The sequence below is a fragment of the Vibrio sp. SCSIO 43132 genome (assembly GCF_019904195.1).
GTDB classification, from domain to species: Bacteria; Pseudomonadota; Gammaproteobacteria; order Enterobacterales; family Vibrionaceae; genus Vibrio; species Vibrio nigripulchritudo.
The window spans coordinates 335958-352418 of record NZ_CP063200.1 but is presented as its reverse complement, the minus strand read 5'-3'; the positions used below and the strand labels follow the sequence as shown (position 1 = coordinate 352418).

Here is a 16461-nt window from a genome sequence, read left to right as displayed (position 1 = left end):
GCCAATAGTACATCAAAAGAGCAGCTAACCCATTGTAGTAAATAATATTTTTTAGAGTCAGTTTAAAATTTTCCGATTTAGTCAGATACACATAACCGTTGTGGGGTTATTTCGATAGTGGGAAAAATAAGCATTGTTGACATATAGGTTACAAACGAAGGGAAAATCGCTCTAGAATTTGGAGTAGCCTTTTCTTTGAGACATTTTTAATGCCATACCGCTATTTGCTTTTCACTGCTGTGCTTTGCCTATCGGCTTCTTCGTGGGCTGAGGGTATTCAAGACAAATGGCAGAACTTCTATCAGCAAGCCTGGCAAAAAGCCTCTTTAGTGGTGTCTCAGCAGTCTTTAAATCAGTATCCCGATGAATTGCTATTAGAAGCGGCGCAATATCCGGATTTTGATGCGTTTAGTTGGCAGGAATTGGCGTTGGTCTCGTCTGTACGTAAGCACTGCCAGCCTGCTGAGTCGGATAACCCTGTGATTACCGATGCCATAGAGTTTGAACTGGCATTGTGCCGGGAAACGACGCTCGATGTTGAGTGGTTTCAGTCGCACACTCTTCTTCATCCGGCGGGTGGCAGTTTTGCCGATCGATATGCAGAACTTTACCCGCAGTCCAAAACCGAGCTTACGCCTTTCTTTAGCCTTGCCAACCCTGATCATCCGCTCTTTGACGTTTTGGCTCCTCTTTCGCAATCCGGTCGGGAAGCTTTGTTGTCTGGGTACCGCGCATGGCAGGAAGGCGATACATTGTGGCTCAATAGCGAACAAGGGTGGAAAACGGTCAAACCTGCGATTTGGCAGCCCACTGCCAGACAGCTAAAACTGACATTGGAGACAAAAGGCAATCAATGCGCGCTTCGTTACAGCAACCTTTGCATTAACGATAGCCCCTCGGTGTATCAGTCTGCAATAAAAGTGGTCGCTGTCGGTGCGCTTATCATTCTGAGCCTATTGATGCTAAGAAGTGGCTATATCATTCGCCAGCAAAACCGAGAGAAGCGCTTTGTGATGCAACTGCTGACCCATGAGCTTCGAACGCCTATCACCAGCCTTGGCCTCACGGTAGAAATGTTCCGAGACGACTACGACAACCTTTCCGAAAGTGCGCAATCTGCGGTTTGGCGACTGGTGTCTGATTTTCAGCGTTTGTCCCAGCTGACCGAAAATAGCCGCGCGTATCTCAGCCAGGAAACCGCCAGCCCGACACAATCCGCTTCGGTTGAAGAGTGGCTGAACCATATCTGCGAAAAGCACGATGTGCCGTTCCAACTTGAACAAGACACCGAGCTCACTTTGCCCTTTTATTGGCTATCCATCTGTTTAGATAACCTGATTCAAAATGCCAAACAACACGGTAAAGGAAAAGTTCAAGTGCTCGCCCAAATTAAGAACACACTCATTATTGAAGTACGCGATGAGGGGACATTTCCTTCGCCAATACAAAGCCTGTTCGCGACATTCAAACATCGTAAAACCAAGGAGAACATGGGCATTGGTTTAAGCATTGTTGAGCAATTAATGAAAAAACACGGTGGAGCACTCACCATTCTTCGCCGCCCTACTCGTTGTATTTTGGAAATACCTTATGAACACCCTACTGCTGATTGAAGACGACAAACTATTAGGAGAAGGGTTGGTCTCCTTTTTTCAATCCCATGACTATCGCTGCTTGTGGGCACAAAACTCAGCCGAAGCGAAAAAACAGTGGTTTCAAGCGGAACTGGTCATCCTTGATCGTCAGCTTAGCGATGGAGACAGCTTGCGGCACTTGCCTCACTGGCTGATGCTCAAAGCCGTTCCTGTCATAGTTCTGACTGCGAAAATAGAGGTAGACCAAAAAATTGAAGGGCTAATGGCGGGCGCAAAAGATTACGTGACCAAGCCATTTTCGAATGAAGAGTTGCTGGCACGAGTGGTGACTCAACTGCGCCCAATTGGAGGCAGTGTTTTGACATATTCAGGTGTTCGAATTCAACTTGCTGAACGACTCGCTTTCTTTAATGAACAGGAAATCAGCCTCAAACCCAAAGAGTTCCAGTTACTTGTGTTGTTGGTGCAAAACCAAGGACGAGTGTTTCACCGCGATGAACTGCTCAACAAAATCTGGGGGTATCAAGCCTTTCCAAGTACCCGCACTGTCGACAACCATATCTTGCGATTGAGGCAGAAACTGCCAGTGTTGAACGTCGAAACCCACCGCGGTGTCGGTTATCGGCTGATAAAGGAGGCTGAATGAAAACCCATTTATTGCTGCTAGCGGCATTAACGTCTTCTGCCTGCAACGCTGAGTGGTTTGCCAATACACCACTGCAAGATACCTATCAGGCACTCATCGAAGGTCATTCCGAGCGGGCATGGCAAGAATTGCATCTGGCATTGGGGAATCAGGCGCTAGAAAGCCAGTATTGGCTGCCAGTCAAACAGGAAATCTTAAATCAGACCCGATGCGGCTTAGATCTTTCAGAAAGACCAGTCCTCGAACCGATTAAGATTCATTTTATTCGCCGACTGGGGCAGACCTCTGCAGGCTTCCAAATCAAAGTATCAGCAGAACAGATCAAGACAAGTATCCCTTTTTCTGTCATTTCTCCTAATGGAAAACGATTGATAGAGGGCAAACTGCTCACAAAGGAAGGGTATCAAGAACGTGAATCGCAAGAGATGCTGATCACGCCACCTTCAGGTATTTATCAGCTAGAGCTTGGGAGTGTGTCTTACCCTTTAATCATCTCATTAAGTAACGACAATCCATGGCTGGTATTGAGTAATAAAGCTAAGTCAAAGTTAGCGCTCACCATGCCTGAAACGCCGAGTAATTGCGCCAATGCTTTTGCCAGTTGGCAGTGGTTTGATAGCCAGTACCAGCAGCTTGGTCGAGCCATCCCCATCAGTGATAAGACTGCCGACATTCCAAGTCCTCACCATGAAAGTAAAGGGGCTGAATATTTGAGTGCGTCGGTCAAAGTGCGTGAATACCAAAATGGTATTGCGATCGATTATGTCCACCGAATGTCGATTCCATACACGCCAGAACCTGCCAAGTGAAAATAGAGACAAATAGGTGACAATCGGAGCTTAGACGTTCGATGAAATAGAGGCTCATTCAATTTGGAGAGACCTTTATGTTCATCACGCTCCCCCGCCTTTTGGCTATTTCGCCTTTGGCATTGCTTGCGTCCGCTGTTTTGGCAAACCCGATCACCCTTAAAGAACAGAGCAGCCACATCACTATTCACCCAGAAAATCTGACCATCGACTGGAATGGTCTGGAGGTAAATTCGCCAGCGATTAAAGTTAACAAGCAACAGCAGACCGCTTCAGATGTTCAAGTGAATGCTAACCAAACCGCCAGTTGGGTGTTGCAACCCAGCGGTATTAAAGTCACTGCTCAGCTCAAACATGACGTGTTAGCTTTCGCGTTTTCTGCATCACGTCTCAAGCCCATTAAGCGTAATCAACCCACTTCACTGGAATGGTTCAATCTGCCTGAAAAGCAAAGCGATACCTTGTTTCTGCCTTTCAGCGAAGGAATGAGAGTGCCGATTCAAAATAAAACTTGGGCAAAGTTTCTGACCAACAGCTATTCGGGCTCAAACACCACACAAGACCTCAAAATGCCGTTTTGGACAGTGCAGCAGGGCAAACGATTTGTGAGCTATCAACTCGTCACGCCAACCAACAATCGGCTAGAGTTTTCCAATGCCACCCCACGTTTGGACATGAGTGCTTCGCACCAGTTTACCGTTCTCAGCCAGCCTGCCTCGTTCAGAATCCAAATCACTTTGGGAGACAATCCGTTGGATGGCGCTAAACAATACAGACAATGGCGGATAGAAAATGGCATGGCAGAGCCTTTAATTGAAAAGAAAAAGCGTAACCCAGACGTCGCGAAATTGATTGGTGCAAGCCATGTCTATCTGTTTGGGACTGGATTATTGAGTGTGGGAGACGTGGTCGACTGGTGGGGCTTGAAAAAGTGGTATTTAACGCAATCTGGACTTGAGATTTCCAAGGACGATGCCAAAGCCCTGTCCTCGCTCCAGCGAGGTAAAGACTGGTTCAGCCAATACCACAAACAATTACTTTTGGATGCCTTGGAATCGTCCTTAAAAAAGAGATTTGATACGCCTTTCCCGACACTGGCAGACAACACCATTGAGCGCCAATATCAGGCTGCTCAACAGAGGAAGGTTTGGCTGAAGACCAACGCTGCGCGTTACCTGATTTCACCTGAAAAATGGGGGCAAGCTTTGTCGGACGATATGCTTACAACCTTCCGGAACGCTGGGCTCGATAAACTTTGGCTAGGGTTTGATAACTGGATGCCTGCCTTTTATCAGCCACAGATTGTTGAGCAAGCCAAACAGGCTGGCTATTTGGTTGGAACCTATGATTCCTACAACACGGCGATTCCTGTTGGAATAAACGATGGCTGGCTAACCGCTTTGCTTCCTAATGAGATGAGAAAAGAATGCGCGATTGAACTGGCAAACGGTGATAAGAAAAAAGGATTCCGAAACAACGGGTATTACCTGAACCCTAATTGCTACTTGGAGTATGTTCAGAAACGTATCGCCGACATCATAAAGTTTGGGCGCTTCAATAGCCTGTTTTTGGATGTGGATGCCACCGCAATGGCGCGAGAAGACTACCGAGACAACACCAGCGAAACTAAAATGCTAAACAGCTTTAACCGGAGAATGGCGTGGATTTCTGACCAGAAGGTTGTGCTGGGTTCAGAGAGCGGCAACAGCTTAACCACTCAAGGTGTCGCCTTTGCTCATGGGTTGGAATCCATTGGTTTTGGCTGGCGCGACCAAGACATGCACAAAAACCGACAGTCTCCGCATTATCTGGGTCGATGGTATCCTGATCATAAACCCGAGTTTTTCTTTAAAACTGCTAAGGTGAAAGCGCCATTCAAATCGCTGTTGTTTGACCCTCAATATCGAGTGCCGCTGTACCAAACTGTGTTTCATGATGAAGTGATCAACAATCACCACTGGCACACGGACAGCCTGAAATTTTCTGATGTGCAGGCGAATCGGGATCTGACTGCTATGCTCTATAACACGCCGCCGATGGTGCACCTGACCCGAGACGAAGCTTCATCGGTATCAGGCAAACGAATCCAAGCGCTAAAGCATTATCAAAGCGCCTTCCAACCAATTCACGAACAGGTTTGGGATCAACCCTTAGTGGATTTCACATGGTTAAATACCAAAGGGGACGTGCAGAAAACCACCTTTGGTGATGGCAGTACCATCATTGCAAGCTTTTCCGATCAGGCTTTTCAATCTGATGGAGCCACTGTTAAGCCACGGTCGATTCTGGCAAAACTGAGTAATGGAAAGATCATTCACTGGCAATCCACGAAACCGTAGGTTGATTTGTAAGAGCCGCATAAGCGGCTCTTAACCTATTCATTCAATTATGGTTTGTAGAATTTCTGCTGTACGGCTGTTGCTCAATCTACACCAAGCCGCACTTGTCTTGGCGTTTGCGGCTGTTCCACTTCATCAATGAGTGACTGATACAGCTCTGGTCGCCGTCCCTCAATCCATCTTTTTCCTGTACTGGTTTCTCGTTGTTCTGCTTTGAGGTCTGCAACAATCATGGCATCGCTAATGCTGTCTGTTTCCATAAGCACCTTACCGTAAGGGTCGAGGATCATAGCGTTACCTGTGCGCACTTCACCGGAATCCAGCCCGACTCCATTACTGAAAATCAAAAACATACCATTGTCGTGCGCTCGGGAAGGTAACCACCGCATAAGCCATTTTCGCCCTTTCTTTCCCTGCATTTCAGAGCGAAGTGCTTCCGGTTCTTGTTTTCGGTTGTGCCAGAGCGCAGGGTCAATCAACCCCATGGCTTCCGGGCTTCGCGAGTTGCATCCGCCAGTCTGGTGAGGGGCAATAAGAATGTCAGCCCCTTTCAGTGCCGTGATACGAGCATTCTCAACCAGGTTATTGTCCCAGCAAATCAAAATCCCGACCCGACAGCCATGTGGCGTATCAAAAACCGTGTAGCGGTCGCCGCTACTCAAATATTGGCTGACAAAAGTATGCAGTTTTCGATGTTTCTTTATTCTTCCATCGGGCATGGCAAGCACATAAGAATTGTACAACTTGCCATCTTCTGCCAGCTCAATCAAACCCGCCCCAATACTCATATTGTATTTTTCCGCCTGTTTAATCAGGTGCTGACTTGACGCTCCATTTGGAACAGGCTCTGCCAGTGCTCTAATTTCTTCCTCCGACAGTTTAGACACATGCCAGTACCCGGTAATACACATTTCAGGAAAAACAATAAGTTCGACACCCGTCTCAGCCGCTTTACGCACAAATGAATCCATGACCGATAAGTTGTAATACTTGTCACTGGCTTGATGATGAAACTGAACCGACGCCACTTGAACATCTTTCATAGAAACCTCTTTCACTGATTGGATTTTCACCAGTTTAGAAACTCCGATTCATTCCGTATAATGAAGAATAATCTCAATTCAATGAGCACTTGGAATGGATATCGATCTACTGCGCGCATTTTGTCAGCTCGCTAAAGACAGCAATTACACTCTGGCTGCCGAGCACCTTTATATTACTCAGTCGGCTTTAACTAAAAAGATAAAGCGGCTGGAGAGCCAAATAGGGGTTGAGCTGTTTGAAAGAGGGCGAAACGGCGCACAACTTACCCAAGCAGGAAGCACGCTTCTGAGCGAGGCTCAGCAACTCACTGAAAGGTTCAGCGATTTTGAGCGATTGGCAAAGTGTGTGGCTGAAGGCGAACAGGGACATCTGAACATTGGTTTTGGTATTTCAACCTACCGCCAAGCACCCGACTGGATATCTCAATTCAAGCAAATGTACCCTAAGGTACACATCACATTAGACGATACGCCATCTTCAAAACAGATCGACGCTTTGCTAAGCGGAGAACTCCACCTGAGTTTCAATCGAATACAAAATCTACCTTCACCACTTAACGGTCTGAGACTCTACTCTGATCAACTGGCCGTCGCAGTAAATACCAATCAGAATATTGATAGAAAAGATATTTTAGGCTCTTTGTCAGATGTAAATTACCTGCAACTGAGACCATCCCGAGGGCAGGGATTATTCAATCAGATCCAACGTTATTTGGTGGCTAGCAAGCACCCGTTAACAGTGACTCAAGAGGCTAGTGATATTCTCACTTTACTGGCTCTTATCTCCGCAAACCAAGGCTTTGCCATCATCCCATTAAGCGCTCAGACGATATGCCCAGACAATGTTCAGTTGATTGAAATAAAACAGCAAGACACCAGCTGGGACGTAGGTTTAATTTGGAATGATGACAAAGAAGATCGAGTGCGCGACAGGTTTGTCGATATGATTAAGCAAAAACGCTGAATCAAGCCAAATTTGCGCACTGGTAACGCCAATTTGGCAACATTAAGTAAAACCGTCATTTCAAATAGATCTGGGGTGCTAAATTTGTAGCTTCGCGTGTTGCGCAAACATCTGCTTGTATGACTGAGTTTGCAGTGCTGAATCATCTAAACCAAATTGGCTGGCAAGCGCTTCCAGTTCAGCCTTATAAGATGAGAGTTTGGATTCATCATCGGTCATGATTGCAAATTCAGCAAAATCACCCAGCCCTTCCAACGAGTCAACTGTGATATGGAATTCACCTACAAAATAGATGCTGCGGATTTTTGTAGCCTTCAATACCACCTCATACCCCATAGTTTCCAACATGCTCCGAGCGTTAGACGCATTGGTGATATCTGTGGCTTCACATCTATCTGGTTCTGGTCCTTTCACTATCCATAACTTGATGCCCGAAGGCTCCATAGTGCGAATACAGACGCTTTTATTGTCGGCTTCTAACCTTCTGTCAGGGCAGTCAAAATACCAATCACGTTCAATATTATCCTGAAGCATAACTTCATGCGGAATGGAGCTAAGGGTATTCAAAAAATCTGATTTTGAAGGTAGGCGATACTTTAACTCGACTTCGTATTTTCCTTGAAAGTGCTGATTACTCATTTCTTACTTCTATGCAAAAGAGAGGATATTACCATGGTGTAACCACACAGAAATTGAGCAGAATCATAACGCTTTAATAAGTGGAGAACATGTAGCATCAGCTTTCATCAGACAGAGGGCACTCACGGTTACACAGCGACACTAGATATTTTCTGGTGGAGCGCCTTTGTACTGAGGGACGCCATCTGCGATTAGCTCCCACGAGGCTTTTGAATCCACGTAAATATGGCGACTGAGCTGGATTTGAGGATCGCCGTTAACGCAACCCAATGTGACGCCATGGACTTCACCTTGAAAGACACCAACGAGTGTCGAGCCGCACACCGAGCAAAATTGAAGCCCAAAACCGTGCTCCCCGACATATGAGGTCAATTTTTCCTTACCACACACCCACTCAAACTCCCCTTCTTTGACAAGAGCATAAGCTGAAGCTTGAGCGCTAAACGCTTTGCGGCATCGTGAACAATGACAGGATCGGGCATCATGAAGTTTGCCTTCCACTTTGTATTTAATTGCACCACAAAAGCACTCACCTGTTATTGTCATTTTACTTCCCTGTGATTTCCTGAAAAATGCATCTACCACTACAGAAGCACAAAAATCCACATAACTCATGTGATTTAAATAGGTGATACTTCCGGGTAGCTCCCACAACACCATTTGTTATTGTAGCAACTGCTATGGCGACGAGCCGTATTAGATGTGGGAGAAGGCACAACTTGGTTGTGGGTCAGTTTTCACTTTTGATTTTGGCTATCAAAATTGCTGATAATTTCATTCAGCCTATCAATTTTTTCACTTTCCTGAAATGACTCTGAATCTTGCTCAAATTTCATTTCAATATACTGATGAACAACAGAATATTCTCTCAGGTTTGCTATTTCACCACGTTTAAGAATTGGCGTTAACTGAAATTCAAACACGCATCGGTCTAGGACAATAAAACCAAATCTGAACGCTAAAAATACACAAAATATTATCAACATTGCTAAAAAATATGCATACACACCACTATTTCAAAGAGCTAGTAGAAAATGACCGATTGTCATGCTTCGGTATTGTTTGACTTTAACTTACATAAAGTAAGTACTGCAATGAAAGACCCAAATCCCCAAAAAGGCCAATACCAAACCAGAAGACTTCGCCATGGAGGAACTGGAAAGAGAACGCTCCAGATCAAGCACACCAAAACACTTAATGCTACGTGGACACTTAGATTTGGGCGAGTAACAATGCTCTTAGTCACACAACCCGCCAATATCCCAGCAAAAAAAGAAATAAAGCAGCTTACTATTGGATAGTTTTGGGAAGAGAAGAACTCGTAGTAAGCAAATGTACCTGCAATCTGGATACTAAACAGCGTTGCGAAACCACACCAAAATGCCAGTATGTTTAACTTCATTAAACTCCCTCTTTGTTGCCCAGACTTTTTAACATCAGATTCAATTCGCTCCAAGAACCCCCGCTTGTCCTGTCAGCGAATAGCACTATGAGACAGAAAAACAGCCCAAACAAAAGGAAGAGACCGAGATGCTTCAAACACAACTTTCGGTAACTTTCACCTATATCGTTGTGTGCTCCCTTAATAAATATCAGAAAAGGCAAAGCAATAGCCAAAGGTAATGACTTTTTATCGAGTTCATCGATAGTTTTGTTGTAGAAATTAATACCTTTAAATAAATTGATTGCTGCACAGACTAAAATTATTAAACCTACGTAAAGAGCAATATCTGAAATCGACAAATCTTTTCCACCTTCGCACTTCTTCACCATCGAGTACAGCCTATATGACACAATTTTCTTCACAAGAAAACCACTGCGTTAAAATTGCGACTAACGGATAGCACGGCTCAGTATAGAAGCCATAAGCTGATCCTAAACAGCACAATCCATCGTATTGATAATTCGACTAAATGTATTTGTGCGCATTATCATATAGTGGTCACGCGCCCTGACTGAGAGTGTTCATGTCTTCGAGAGAAAAAAACCTACCTTCACACCGTATTTCCAGATTTGGCAAGTTTGCATCCCTGACTGCCCGTGTTGCGGGCAATGTGTTGGCGGAAGGCACCAAGCAGCTTGCACAGGGGAATAAACCCAAAGCCAAGGATTTGTTGTTAACGCCGCAGAACATCGGTCGCCTGACCGATCAGCTTGCGCATTTGCGCGGTGCGGCGATGAAGTTAGGTCAAATGCTTTCGATGGATGCGGGGGACTTGCTTGAACCAGAGCTGGCGAACATTTTGGCGCGGCTTCGCTCCAGCGCCGATCCCTTACCTTCAAAACAGCTCAATCAGGTGTTGGAAAGCAGCCTTGGAAAAGAGTGGAAAACCCAATTTCTGGCTTTCAATTTCAAACCGATTGCCAGTGCGTCTATCGGTCAGGTGCATCAGGCATACAGCGACGATGGCGACAAACTAGCTGTTAAAGTGCAGTACCCGGGCGTGCGCAAAAGCATAGACAGTGATGTCGATAACGTTGGCACGCTGTTGAAGGTTGTTGGCTTATTTCCTGAATCGGTGGATTACAAAGGGCTATTGGAAGAAGCCAAAAAGCAGCTTCACGATGAAGCGGATTACCAACTTGAAGCGGAATTCGCTACGCGTTATTACCAAGCTTTGCAAGCGTATCCGTTTTTTGTGGTGCCAAAGATTTACCAAGAAATGTCTTCCGATTCTGTACTCACAATGGCGTTTATTGAGGGCGTTTCCATTGAGCAAATCGAAAGCTTTGATCAAGAGACACGCAATAAGGTTCTGCATAACCTCATCGATTTGATGTTTAGAGAACTCTTTGAACTGCGTATGGTTCAAACCGACCCTAACTTCGCAAACTACCTTTACCTTGAGCAGTCTGACCAAATCGGGTTGTTGGATTTCGGAGCCACGCGGGAATACAGCGCTGAATTCAGCGAGGGCTATCGTCAGGCATTTGTTTCTGTAACTAACAATGACGAGCAAGGATTAAATCAGGCATTGGAGCAAATCGGCTTTTTCAGCCAGACGATTTTGCCGCATCAACGTCAGGCAATTTTGGGGTTAGTGAAACTGGCGTGCGAACCTATGCTTGTCGATGAAGAATACGATTTGAAAGCCAGCGGATTGGCTCAGAGAATTCGGGAAGCGGGAACCGTGTTAAGCATGGAACAGGACTATTGGCATACTCCTCCTGCTGATGCGCTGTTTCTTCACAGAAAGATTGGTGGGATTTACATGCTTGCGTCCAGGCTTGGAGCAAAAGTGAACATTCACCAACTCATCAAACCGTATCTGACGCCTTCTATGTAACTCACTTGAAAGCCAGTCCCTTGGCAATCAAGAAGCCGATTAAAACAGATCGAGGTGAAGCCTTTCTGCCTCGGTTAAAGTTTGAAGCCTGTTATCTGAAGAATGCTCACTCAAGCGATTCATCATAGGCTCAATTTCGGTTGCGAGATTTTGTTTTCGTCCGCAAACATACACATGAGCACCTTGGTCAATAAAATCGTTCACTAAATCCTGATGCTCGTTTACGGAATCTTGCACGTACACTTTCGAGTCGTTATCTCGGGAAAACGCCACAAAACAGTTTTGCAATGAACCGGACTTGAGCCAACGACCAATCTCGTCCTTATAAGCAAAGTCTTTGTCCTGATGCTTTTCACCAAAAAACAGAATGCACGGCGAATTTGGCTGGGTGCGCTCTCTGGCTTGAAGGTATCCGATGAAGGGCGCGATGCCTGCGCCAGTCGCGATAAGTACGCTCGGGACATTCATATCGAAATGGAAGCTTGGGTTAGATCTCACAAAAAGTGGCACCTGATCTCCCACTTCCAATGAGTGAAGGTAAGCCGTAGCGCAACCCGGTCTCGGCTCTGCGTTTTCCGGGTCGCTCCACACCTCTCGCACGCAAATATCCAGAGTATTGGTATCTGCCAACTGGCTGGATGCAATGGAATAGGTTCTCAGTTCAATGCCAGAAAGACACAAAGACAACTCTTCGAGCGTTACAGCTTCTGGAGGATAGAAATCTCGCAGGAAATCGATAATTTGATGACGTTTCAAATACTCTGTCAACGCCGCTTTGTTGCGGTGTTTTAACAGTGCTTTCAAGTCGTTGTTCGGGTATTTCTGGGTCAGTTTTCGCAGCGTCGCTTTACTGATTCTGGCGATTTCCTTATTTGCTAAAGTGGCTTGCACTTCTGAAAGAGGAACTGAGAAAAATTCAGAGAAGGGGGTGAGTAATGGTGCCTGATTGGTTGGAACCAGATGAACAATATCTCCCGGCTGATACTGGATCCCACTGCCTTCAATGTTCAATGTGAACCGATACAAACACGGAAATGTGGCTGTCAGTTGTGAAACCGAAAGCAAACGGGCTTGATAGGCAGAATCTTCCCCGTAAGACGTTACCGAAATATCCAATGACAGCCCCGCTTCGGTATTGCTTTCAAGCAGAACGGATTTTAGCGTGCTTTTCCAGGTTTCGAATAATGGAGGAAAGTTGAGATCGGCATCGACCCGGTTGATTAGTCGCTTCGCTCCCAAAGCAGTCAAGGCGTTATCTAACCCCTTACTGAATCCGCAGAAATTAGGGTAAGCCGTATCACCCAGCCCAAAGACACCAAATGAGAAAGTGAGTGGTGATGTAGTTTCCTGAAATTTTTGCCAGAAAAGCTCGGCGTTACCCGGTGGTTCTCCGTCACCAAAAGAACTGGTAATAAAAGCGACGAACGTATTTTCATTGATGGAAGAAGGATCAAATTCATCCAGTTCTTTTAAAGTGATATCGAAGCGCTGCGCAAGTTCGCTGTCGGAAAAGAGCTGGCTCGCCAGCTCTTTGGCATTTCCGGAGACAGAACCATACACAACATACATGCTCTGAATGGCTGACTGCATAGGCTTACGCTCCCTCGTAGTACTCGTCGTACACTTCTTTGGAAAATTCAACGGCGTCGAAATCTGCCATTAGATCGTTAATCACACGTCTTACGCTGATGTACTCTGTGATCTCTCCTTTTTCGTTAAAAATTGGCTGTACAGAAGTATCTACGACGTAGATTCCGCCATTTTTTCCTTTGTTAGGCACAATACCCGTCCAGATTTTTCCGGCTTTGATTGTGTCCCACATGTCTTTGTAAACCGCCTTTGGCACCTGCTCGACACGTACGATGTTGTGGGGTTGACCAACAAGTTCATGCTCCTCGTAGCCTGTTAGTTCGCAGAATAGAGAGTTCACGTAAGTGATGTTGCCTTCAAGATCGGTTTTAGAGATAACCATGGCGTTCTGAACCGCTTTCATGATCTGATCGTTTAGTGTTTGTTGAGTCATGTTTTATACCTTTTATGATAATGGTTATTATTCAGACTAATATAAGTTGTATTTGAAATGCAACTTATATTACACAAATAAGATCATCAAGATAATCTCATGATTTTATTAACAATAAATCAACATTTTCATGCAAAGCTCAGCAGGAAAGATAACGGCAATGAGACGGTAAATTTTGCGAATATTAGACTGTTTAAGATCGCTTTTTCAGAGCCATTCGGCTCCAGATAACTTCGGCTTTATTCGGTATCTTGCTGGGCTGATTCTGCAAATGGAGAACCACTTGAAGGTCGAATTCTTCAGCGTACTGAAGTAATTCTTCATCTGAGGTCGGGAAGACGTGTTTCCCCATTCCTGCAGGTCCATTTCTTAGTGAAATAGCACACACCCCTCCCTTACTCAGGAGGCTGGAAAGTCTTTGGATACACGTTCTGCGTTCGCCCGGATTCAGGTGATGCCAGACTCCATCCAACAGAATAAAATCAAAGGATTGACGGGCATTTTGCAATTCTTTAAGGCGAGGCAGGCTGTCTTCAATCCAGCTTATATTGTGTTCATTATGAGTGGCTTTAGCAATATTCAGAAATTCTTTTAATGGCTCAACAGCCACCACCTGATACCCTAATTTCGCTAAAGCCGCAGCGTTTTGCCCAACTCCGCAACCCGCATCTAACACGCGGCTACCTACAGAGGGTAAAAAAGGCAGAAAATCACGGTTAATAACCTCAAATTCCAGATTCAGGCTCGCCTGAGCAAACAAGTCAACACCCGACTCGTACCCTTTTGTTCCTTTTACTGCATTCATTCCATTCACCCCGTCAAATTCCGACAATTATTTTCCCCTTTTGGCGGTCAATGTTAAACAGATAAATGGAAAGCCAGTGATCGTCTTCTAATGTGGGAATATAAACGATCACTCTGAACACATTCTGTGTTATTTCAGTAATCAGAGTTTCTGACCCTGATCTTTCGACTAAACGCATTCGGAGTACACCATGGAAAGCAAAATAATTGTTGATTCTAAAGGCAGGAAATCTGTTACAAACCGTTGTACCGGACCTTGCCCGATAGAAAGAGGGATGCGTTTACTCAGCGGGAAATGGAAGGCATCGATCATCTATCAGTTGAAAGATGAACCGGTACGTTTTAACGATCTGGCTCGGTTGCTGAGTGGCGCCAGCAAAAAGATCATTGATCAGCGCCTGAAAGAACTGGAAAGCGAAGGAATGATAGTTCGTAAAGTCATCAGTGAACGCCCCATTGCGGTAACCTACGAGCTTACAGAGTTTGGCAGAACGGCACTCAGAATTCTTGAAGAGCTGAAGAACTGGGCTGAAAACCTCCCCGTTCCTGTCACAGAGTGATCCTAAAGAAAAGCGACTTATACCCAAGTGACCTCAAGGTGCAGGATTCAGAGCCTCATATTCTGTTTCAGTTCAAGGAAAAGAACGTAGCGGAATGACGAGTCCTTTCCAAGTTCTTTGACGATGAAATGGAACAGAATATGGGCTCCCAAGGGCGAGTTTAACTGGCTTTCATACTGCGTTACTGATTCTTGATTTAGAACCACTAGATCTTCAAATCAGTGCCTTGTCTGAAAGCCCGTTAATTCTCGCTGAACCAAGCATCTTGAGGTGACTTGGGTATATATGAGTCACATAAGTCGCCTTTGTTATTCAATGTTAAGTTAGTAATCCACTGTGCCGCGAATAGGGTAGTTGTTTTCTGGGTTACGAATCCAGGCAAGTCCGCGAGTCAATGCTCCCAGTTCTGGTCGTACAAATGGGCTATTGGCAATATCGACCACCTGAAGCCCGCCATTCTCGTTAACCACAAACAAACCCGGCTCGGTAAAGTTATGGTCTGTTTCCTGCTCAGAACGTGGCTTAGAGATATACAAACCCAAAGCCTTCATCTGTTCTTCTGTTAACCCGTAAGCAATTGGGAAGCTAACATCTAACTGCTCCAGATGCGCTTCTAACTGATGTTTGGCGTCACCTGACACAGCGAGAATATCAATGCCAAGTTCCTCAAACGCTTTTTTGTGGCTTTCAATTTCATTCAAATATTTGGTACAAAGTGGGCAATGCTTTCCACGATAAACAATTACCGCCTGCCAGGTTGCGCCTCCTTGTGGCTGACCAAGTACAACGTCTGATCCGTCAAGCAAAGTTGCAGAAATCTCGGGGAATTTATCTCCCGCTTTAAGTTTCACTGAATGTCCCATATTTTCTCCTGGTTGAAGTCAAAGTTCGTACTGATTACGAAGTAACTTAGAGAAGAAATATCAATAAAACAACCAGTTAACTTTTAGTAACCTAGTCACTTATTTGCCACCATGTGTGTCTGAATCAGAGGGTTACCGCCTTGCCCCAAACACCTGAGTCCAGTAAAAACGGTAAGTCGCATCGCTGTTTTCAACCATGGCAGCACCGACGTCTTTGTATCCGGCTCCCATGATGTTCTCACAATGCCCTTTACTGGACATCCAACCCGCCATGACATCGTGAATATTGATTCTTCCAGCAGAAATATTCTCGCCAATAAAGCCACCTGGGTAACCCGCATCGTTCGCTCTGTTTTCAGGTTCTTTGCCATCCAGACCCGTATGATCAAAGAAGTTGTAGTTCGCCATATTGGAGGAATGTATCTGAGCTGCCATTTCAAGCTCGCTGCTCCAGGTTAAAGGCTCGACCGCTGGCATTTTAATACCACCACAGGTTTGAGGAGAAGATCGGAAATGGTTAATCGCAGCAAGCATTTCCTTAGCAAATTCAGTTTGGTCTACGGGAGGTAACGTCGGGTCCGTTGGCTTGGTAACGGGGGGAATTTGACCACCCGTCTGACTCGCACCATTCGTGTTTTCACCACCACATCCAGCCAAAAAGACCATCGCCATTACTGTTAAGGTGCCAGATTTCAAAGTACTTAGCATGAGTTTCCCTCGCTCAATTCAAATCGATGGCACCGACGCTAAAGATAATTTTATAAAAGTTAAACAGGCAAACTGAAATACTGATAAACAGTTTTCAGGACACTGACATTGCCCTGTAATTTGAAACAAGAGGGAAATAAGCTGACTTGAGATTGGAAGTAATGCCTCAGACTAATTGTTC

At 45.3% G+C, this 16461-nt stretch carries 17 protein-coding genes; 7 read left to right on the top strand and 10 right to left on the bottom strand.

Annotation, left to right across the window (positions count from 1 at the left end):
- Positions 1–209: 209 nt before the first annotated feature.
- From INR79_RS19715 to INR79_RS19700, 4 genes are all read left to right on the top strand, one after another.
- Entirely contained in the window at positions 210–1613 is a 1404-nt protein-coding gene (locus tag INR79_RS19715) for a DUF3404 domain-containing protein (RefSeq protein WP_223099197.1), read from the top strand.
- Positions 1591–2241, top strand: coding sequence for a response regulator transcription factor (locus tag INR79_RS19710; protein ID WP_223099195.1), 651 nt, complete (start codon positions 1591–1593; stop codon positions 2239–2241). Before INR79_RS19715 ends, INR79_RS19710 begins: the two co-directional genes overlap by 23 nt.
- The gene (locus tag INR79_RS19705) at positions 2238–3050 is read left to right on the top strand and encodes a DUF2861 family protein (protein ID WP_223099193.1); all 813 of its coding nucleotides are present in this window, start codon (positions 2238–2240) and stop codon (positions 3048–3050) included. The genes INR79_RS19710 and INR79_RS19705 overlap by 4 nt, the downstream gene beginning before the upstream one ends.
- 77 nt (positions 3051–3127) lie before the next feature.
- Positions 3128–5389, top strand: coding sequence for a glycoside hydrolase (locus INR79_RS19700; protein ID WP_223099191.1), 2262 nt, complete (start codon positions 3128–3130; stop codon positions 5387–5389).
- 83 nt (positions 5390–5472) lie between these two features.
- On the opposite strand, the gene INR79_RS19695 is transcribed toward INR79_RS19700, so the two are convergent.
- On the bottom strand, positions 5473–6432 hold the full coding sequence (locus INR79_RS19695; RefSeq protein ID WP_223099189.1) for a nitrilase family protein: 960 nt from the start codon (positions 6430–6432) through the stop codon (positions 5473–5475).
- 94 nt (positions 6433–6526) lie between these two features.
- On the opposite strand from INR79_RS19695, the gene INR79_RS19690 reads away from it, so the two are divergent.
- On the top strand, positions 6527–7396 hold the full coding sequence (locus INR79_RS19690; RefSeq protein ID WP_223099178.1) for a LysR family transcriptional regulator: 870 nt from the start codon (positions 6527–6529) through the stop codon (positions 7394–7396).
- 78 nt (positions 7397–7474) lie between these two features.
- On the opposite strand, the gene cyaB is transcribed toward INR79_RS19690, so the two are convergent.
- The 4 genes from cyaB to INR79_RS19670 all read right to left on the bottom strand — a co-directional run bounded on the left by cyaB (position 7475) and on the right by INR79_RS19670 (position 9778).
- Positions 7475–8035, bottom strand: coding sequence for a class IV adenylate cyclase (gene cyaB / locus INR79_RS19685; RefSeq protein WP_223099176.1), 561 nt, complete (start codon positions 8033–8035; stop codon positions 7475–7477).
- Between the two features lie 141 nt (positions 8036–8176).
- A complete protein-coding gene (locus INR79_RS19680) occupies positions 8177–8581 on the bottom strand; it encodes a GFA family protein (RefSeq protein WP_223099163.1) in 405 nt (134 codons plus the stop codon).
- Positions 8582–9080: 499 nt separating this feature from the next.
- Positions 9081–9437, bottom strand: coding sequence for a hypothetical protein (locus INR79_RS19675; protein WP_223099151.1), 357 nt, complete (start codon positions 9435–9437; stop codon positions 9081–9083).
- Positions 9437–9778 (bottom strand): hypothetical protein, encoded by a 342-nt coding sequence (locus INR79_RS19670; protein WP_223099149.1) that lies wholly within the window; start codon positions 9776–9778, stop codon positions 9437–9439. The genes INR79_RS19675 and INR79_RS19670 overlap by 1 nt, the downstream gene beginning before the upstream one ends.
- A gap of 224 nt (positions 9779–10002) precedes the next feature.
- Between INR79_RS19670 and INR79_RS19665 the strand changes: the two genes are divergently transcribed.
- A complete protein-coding gene (locus tag INR79_RS19665) occupies positions 10003–11322 on the top strand; it encodes an ABC1 kinase family protein (RefSeq protein ID WP_223099147.1) in 1320 nt (439 codons plus the stop codon).
- A 39-nt stretch (positions 11323–11361) separates the two neighbouring features.
- On the opposite strand, the gene INR79_RS19660 is transcribed toward INR79_RS19665, so the two are convergent.
- From INR79_RS19660 to INR79_RS19650, 3 genes are all read right to left on the bottom strand, one after another.
- Positions 11362–12912, bottom strand: coding sequence for a flavodoxin domain-containing protein (locus INR79_RS19660; RefSeq protein WP_223099144.1), 1551 nt, complete (start codon positions 12910–12912; stop codon positions 11362–11364).
- A gap of 4 nt (positions 12913–12916) precedes the next feature.
- Positions 12917–13345, bottom strand: a complete 429-nt coding sequence (locus INR79_RS19655; protein WP_223099141.1) for a PAS domain-containing protein — start codon at positions 13343–13345, stop codon at positions 12917–12919.
- Positions 13346–13538: 193 nt separating this feature from the next.
- Positions 13539–14177: a class I SAM-dependent methyltransferase gene (locus tag INR79_RS19650; protein ID WP_223099128.1), complete on the bottom strand. Its 639-nt coding sequence runs from the start codon at positions 14175–14177 to the stop codon at positions 13539–13541.
- Between the two features lie 163 nt (positions 14178–14340).
- Here INR79_RS19650 and INR79_RS19645 point away from each other — a divergent pair, with 163 nt between their 5' ends.
- Positions 14341–14709: a winged helix-turn-helix transcriptional regulator gene (locus INR79_RS19645; RefSeq protein WP_004405702.1), complete on the top strand. Its 369-nt coding sequence runs from the start codon at positions 14341–14343 to the stop codon at positions 14707–14709.
- A gap of 323 nt (positions 14710–15032) precedes the next feature.
- Here the strand turns inward: INR79_RS19645 and INR79_RS19640 are convergent, their stop codons facing one another.
- Entirely contained in the window at positions 15033–15572 is a 540-nt protein-coding gene (locus tag INR79_RS19640; RefSeq protein WP_223099125.1) for a redoxin domain-containing protein, read from the bottom strand.
- A gap of 132 nt (positions 15573–15704) precedes the next feature.
- Positions 15705–16280, bottom strand: coding sequence for a CAP domain-containing protein (locus tag INR79_RS19635; RefSeq protein ID WP_223099122.1), 576 nt, complete (start codon positions 16278–16280; stop codon positions 15705–15707).
- Positions 16281–16461: the final 181 nt, after the last annotated feature.

Excerpts from the sequence above, each read along its gene's own strand:
- INR79_RS19715 (WP_223099197.1), top strand. The coding sequence starts at position 210 with ATGCCATACCGCTATTTGCTTTTCACTGCTGTGCTTTGCCTATCGGCT.
- INR79_RS19710 (WP_223099195.1), top strand. The coding sequence starts at position 1,591 with ATGAACACCCTACTGCTGATTGAAGACGACAAACTATTAGGAGAAGGG.
- INR79_RS19705 (WP_223099193.1), top strand. The coding sequence starts at position 2,238 with ATGAAAACCCATTTATTGCTGCTAGCGGCATTAACGTCTTCTGCCTGC.
- INR79_RS19700 (WP_223099191.1), top strand. The coding sequence starts at position 3,128 with ATGTTCATCACGCTCCCCCGCCTTTTGGCTATTTCGCCTTTGGCATTG.
- INR79_RS19695 (WP_223099189.1), bottom strand. The coding sequence starts at position 6,432 with ATGAAAGATGTTCAAGTGGCGTCGGTTCAGTTTCATCATCAAGCCAGT.
- INR79_RS19690 (WP_223099178.1), top strand. The coding sequence starts at position 6,527 with ATGGATATCGATCTACTGCGCGCATTTTGTCAGCTCGCTAAAGACAGC.
- cyaB (WP_223099176.1), bottom strand. The coding sequence starts at position 8,035 with ATGAGTAATCAGCACTTTCAAGGAAAATACGAAGTCGAGTTAAAGTAT.
- INR79_RS19680 (WP_223099163.1), bottom strand. The coding sequence starts at position 8,581 with ATGACAATAACAGGTGAGTGCTTTTGTGGTGCAATTAAATACAAAGTG.
- INR79_RS19675 (WP_223099151.1), bottom strand. The coding sequence starts at position 9,437 with ATGAAGTTAAACATACTGGCATTTTGGTGTGGTTTCGCAACGCTGTTT.
- INR79_RS19665 (WP_223099147.1), top strand. The coding sequence starts at position 10,003 with ATGTCTTCGAGAGAAAAAAACCTACCTTCACACCGTATTTCCAGATTT.
- INR79_RS19660 (WP_223099144.1), bottom strand. The coding sequence starts at position 12,912 with ATGCAGTCAGCCATTCAGAGCATGTATGTTGTGTATGGTTCTGTCTCC.
- INR79_RS19655 (WP_223099141.1), bottom strand. The coding sequence starts at position 13,345 with ATGACTCAACAAACACTAAACGATCAGATCATGAAAGCGGTTCAGAAC.
- INR79_RS19645 (WP_004405702.1), top strand. The coding sequence starts at position 14,341 with ATGGAAAGCAAAATAATTGTTGATTCTAAAGGCAGGAAATCTGTTACA.
- INR79_RS19640 (WP_223099125.1), bottom strand. The coding sequence starts at position 15,572 with ATGGGACATTCAGTGAAACTTAAAGCGGGAGATAAATTCCCCGAGATT.
- INR79_RS19635 (WP_223099122.1), bottom strand. The coding sequence starts at position 16,280 with ATGCTAAGTACTTTGAAATCTGGCACCTTAACAGTAATGGCGATGGTC.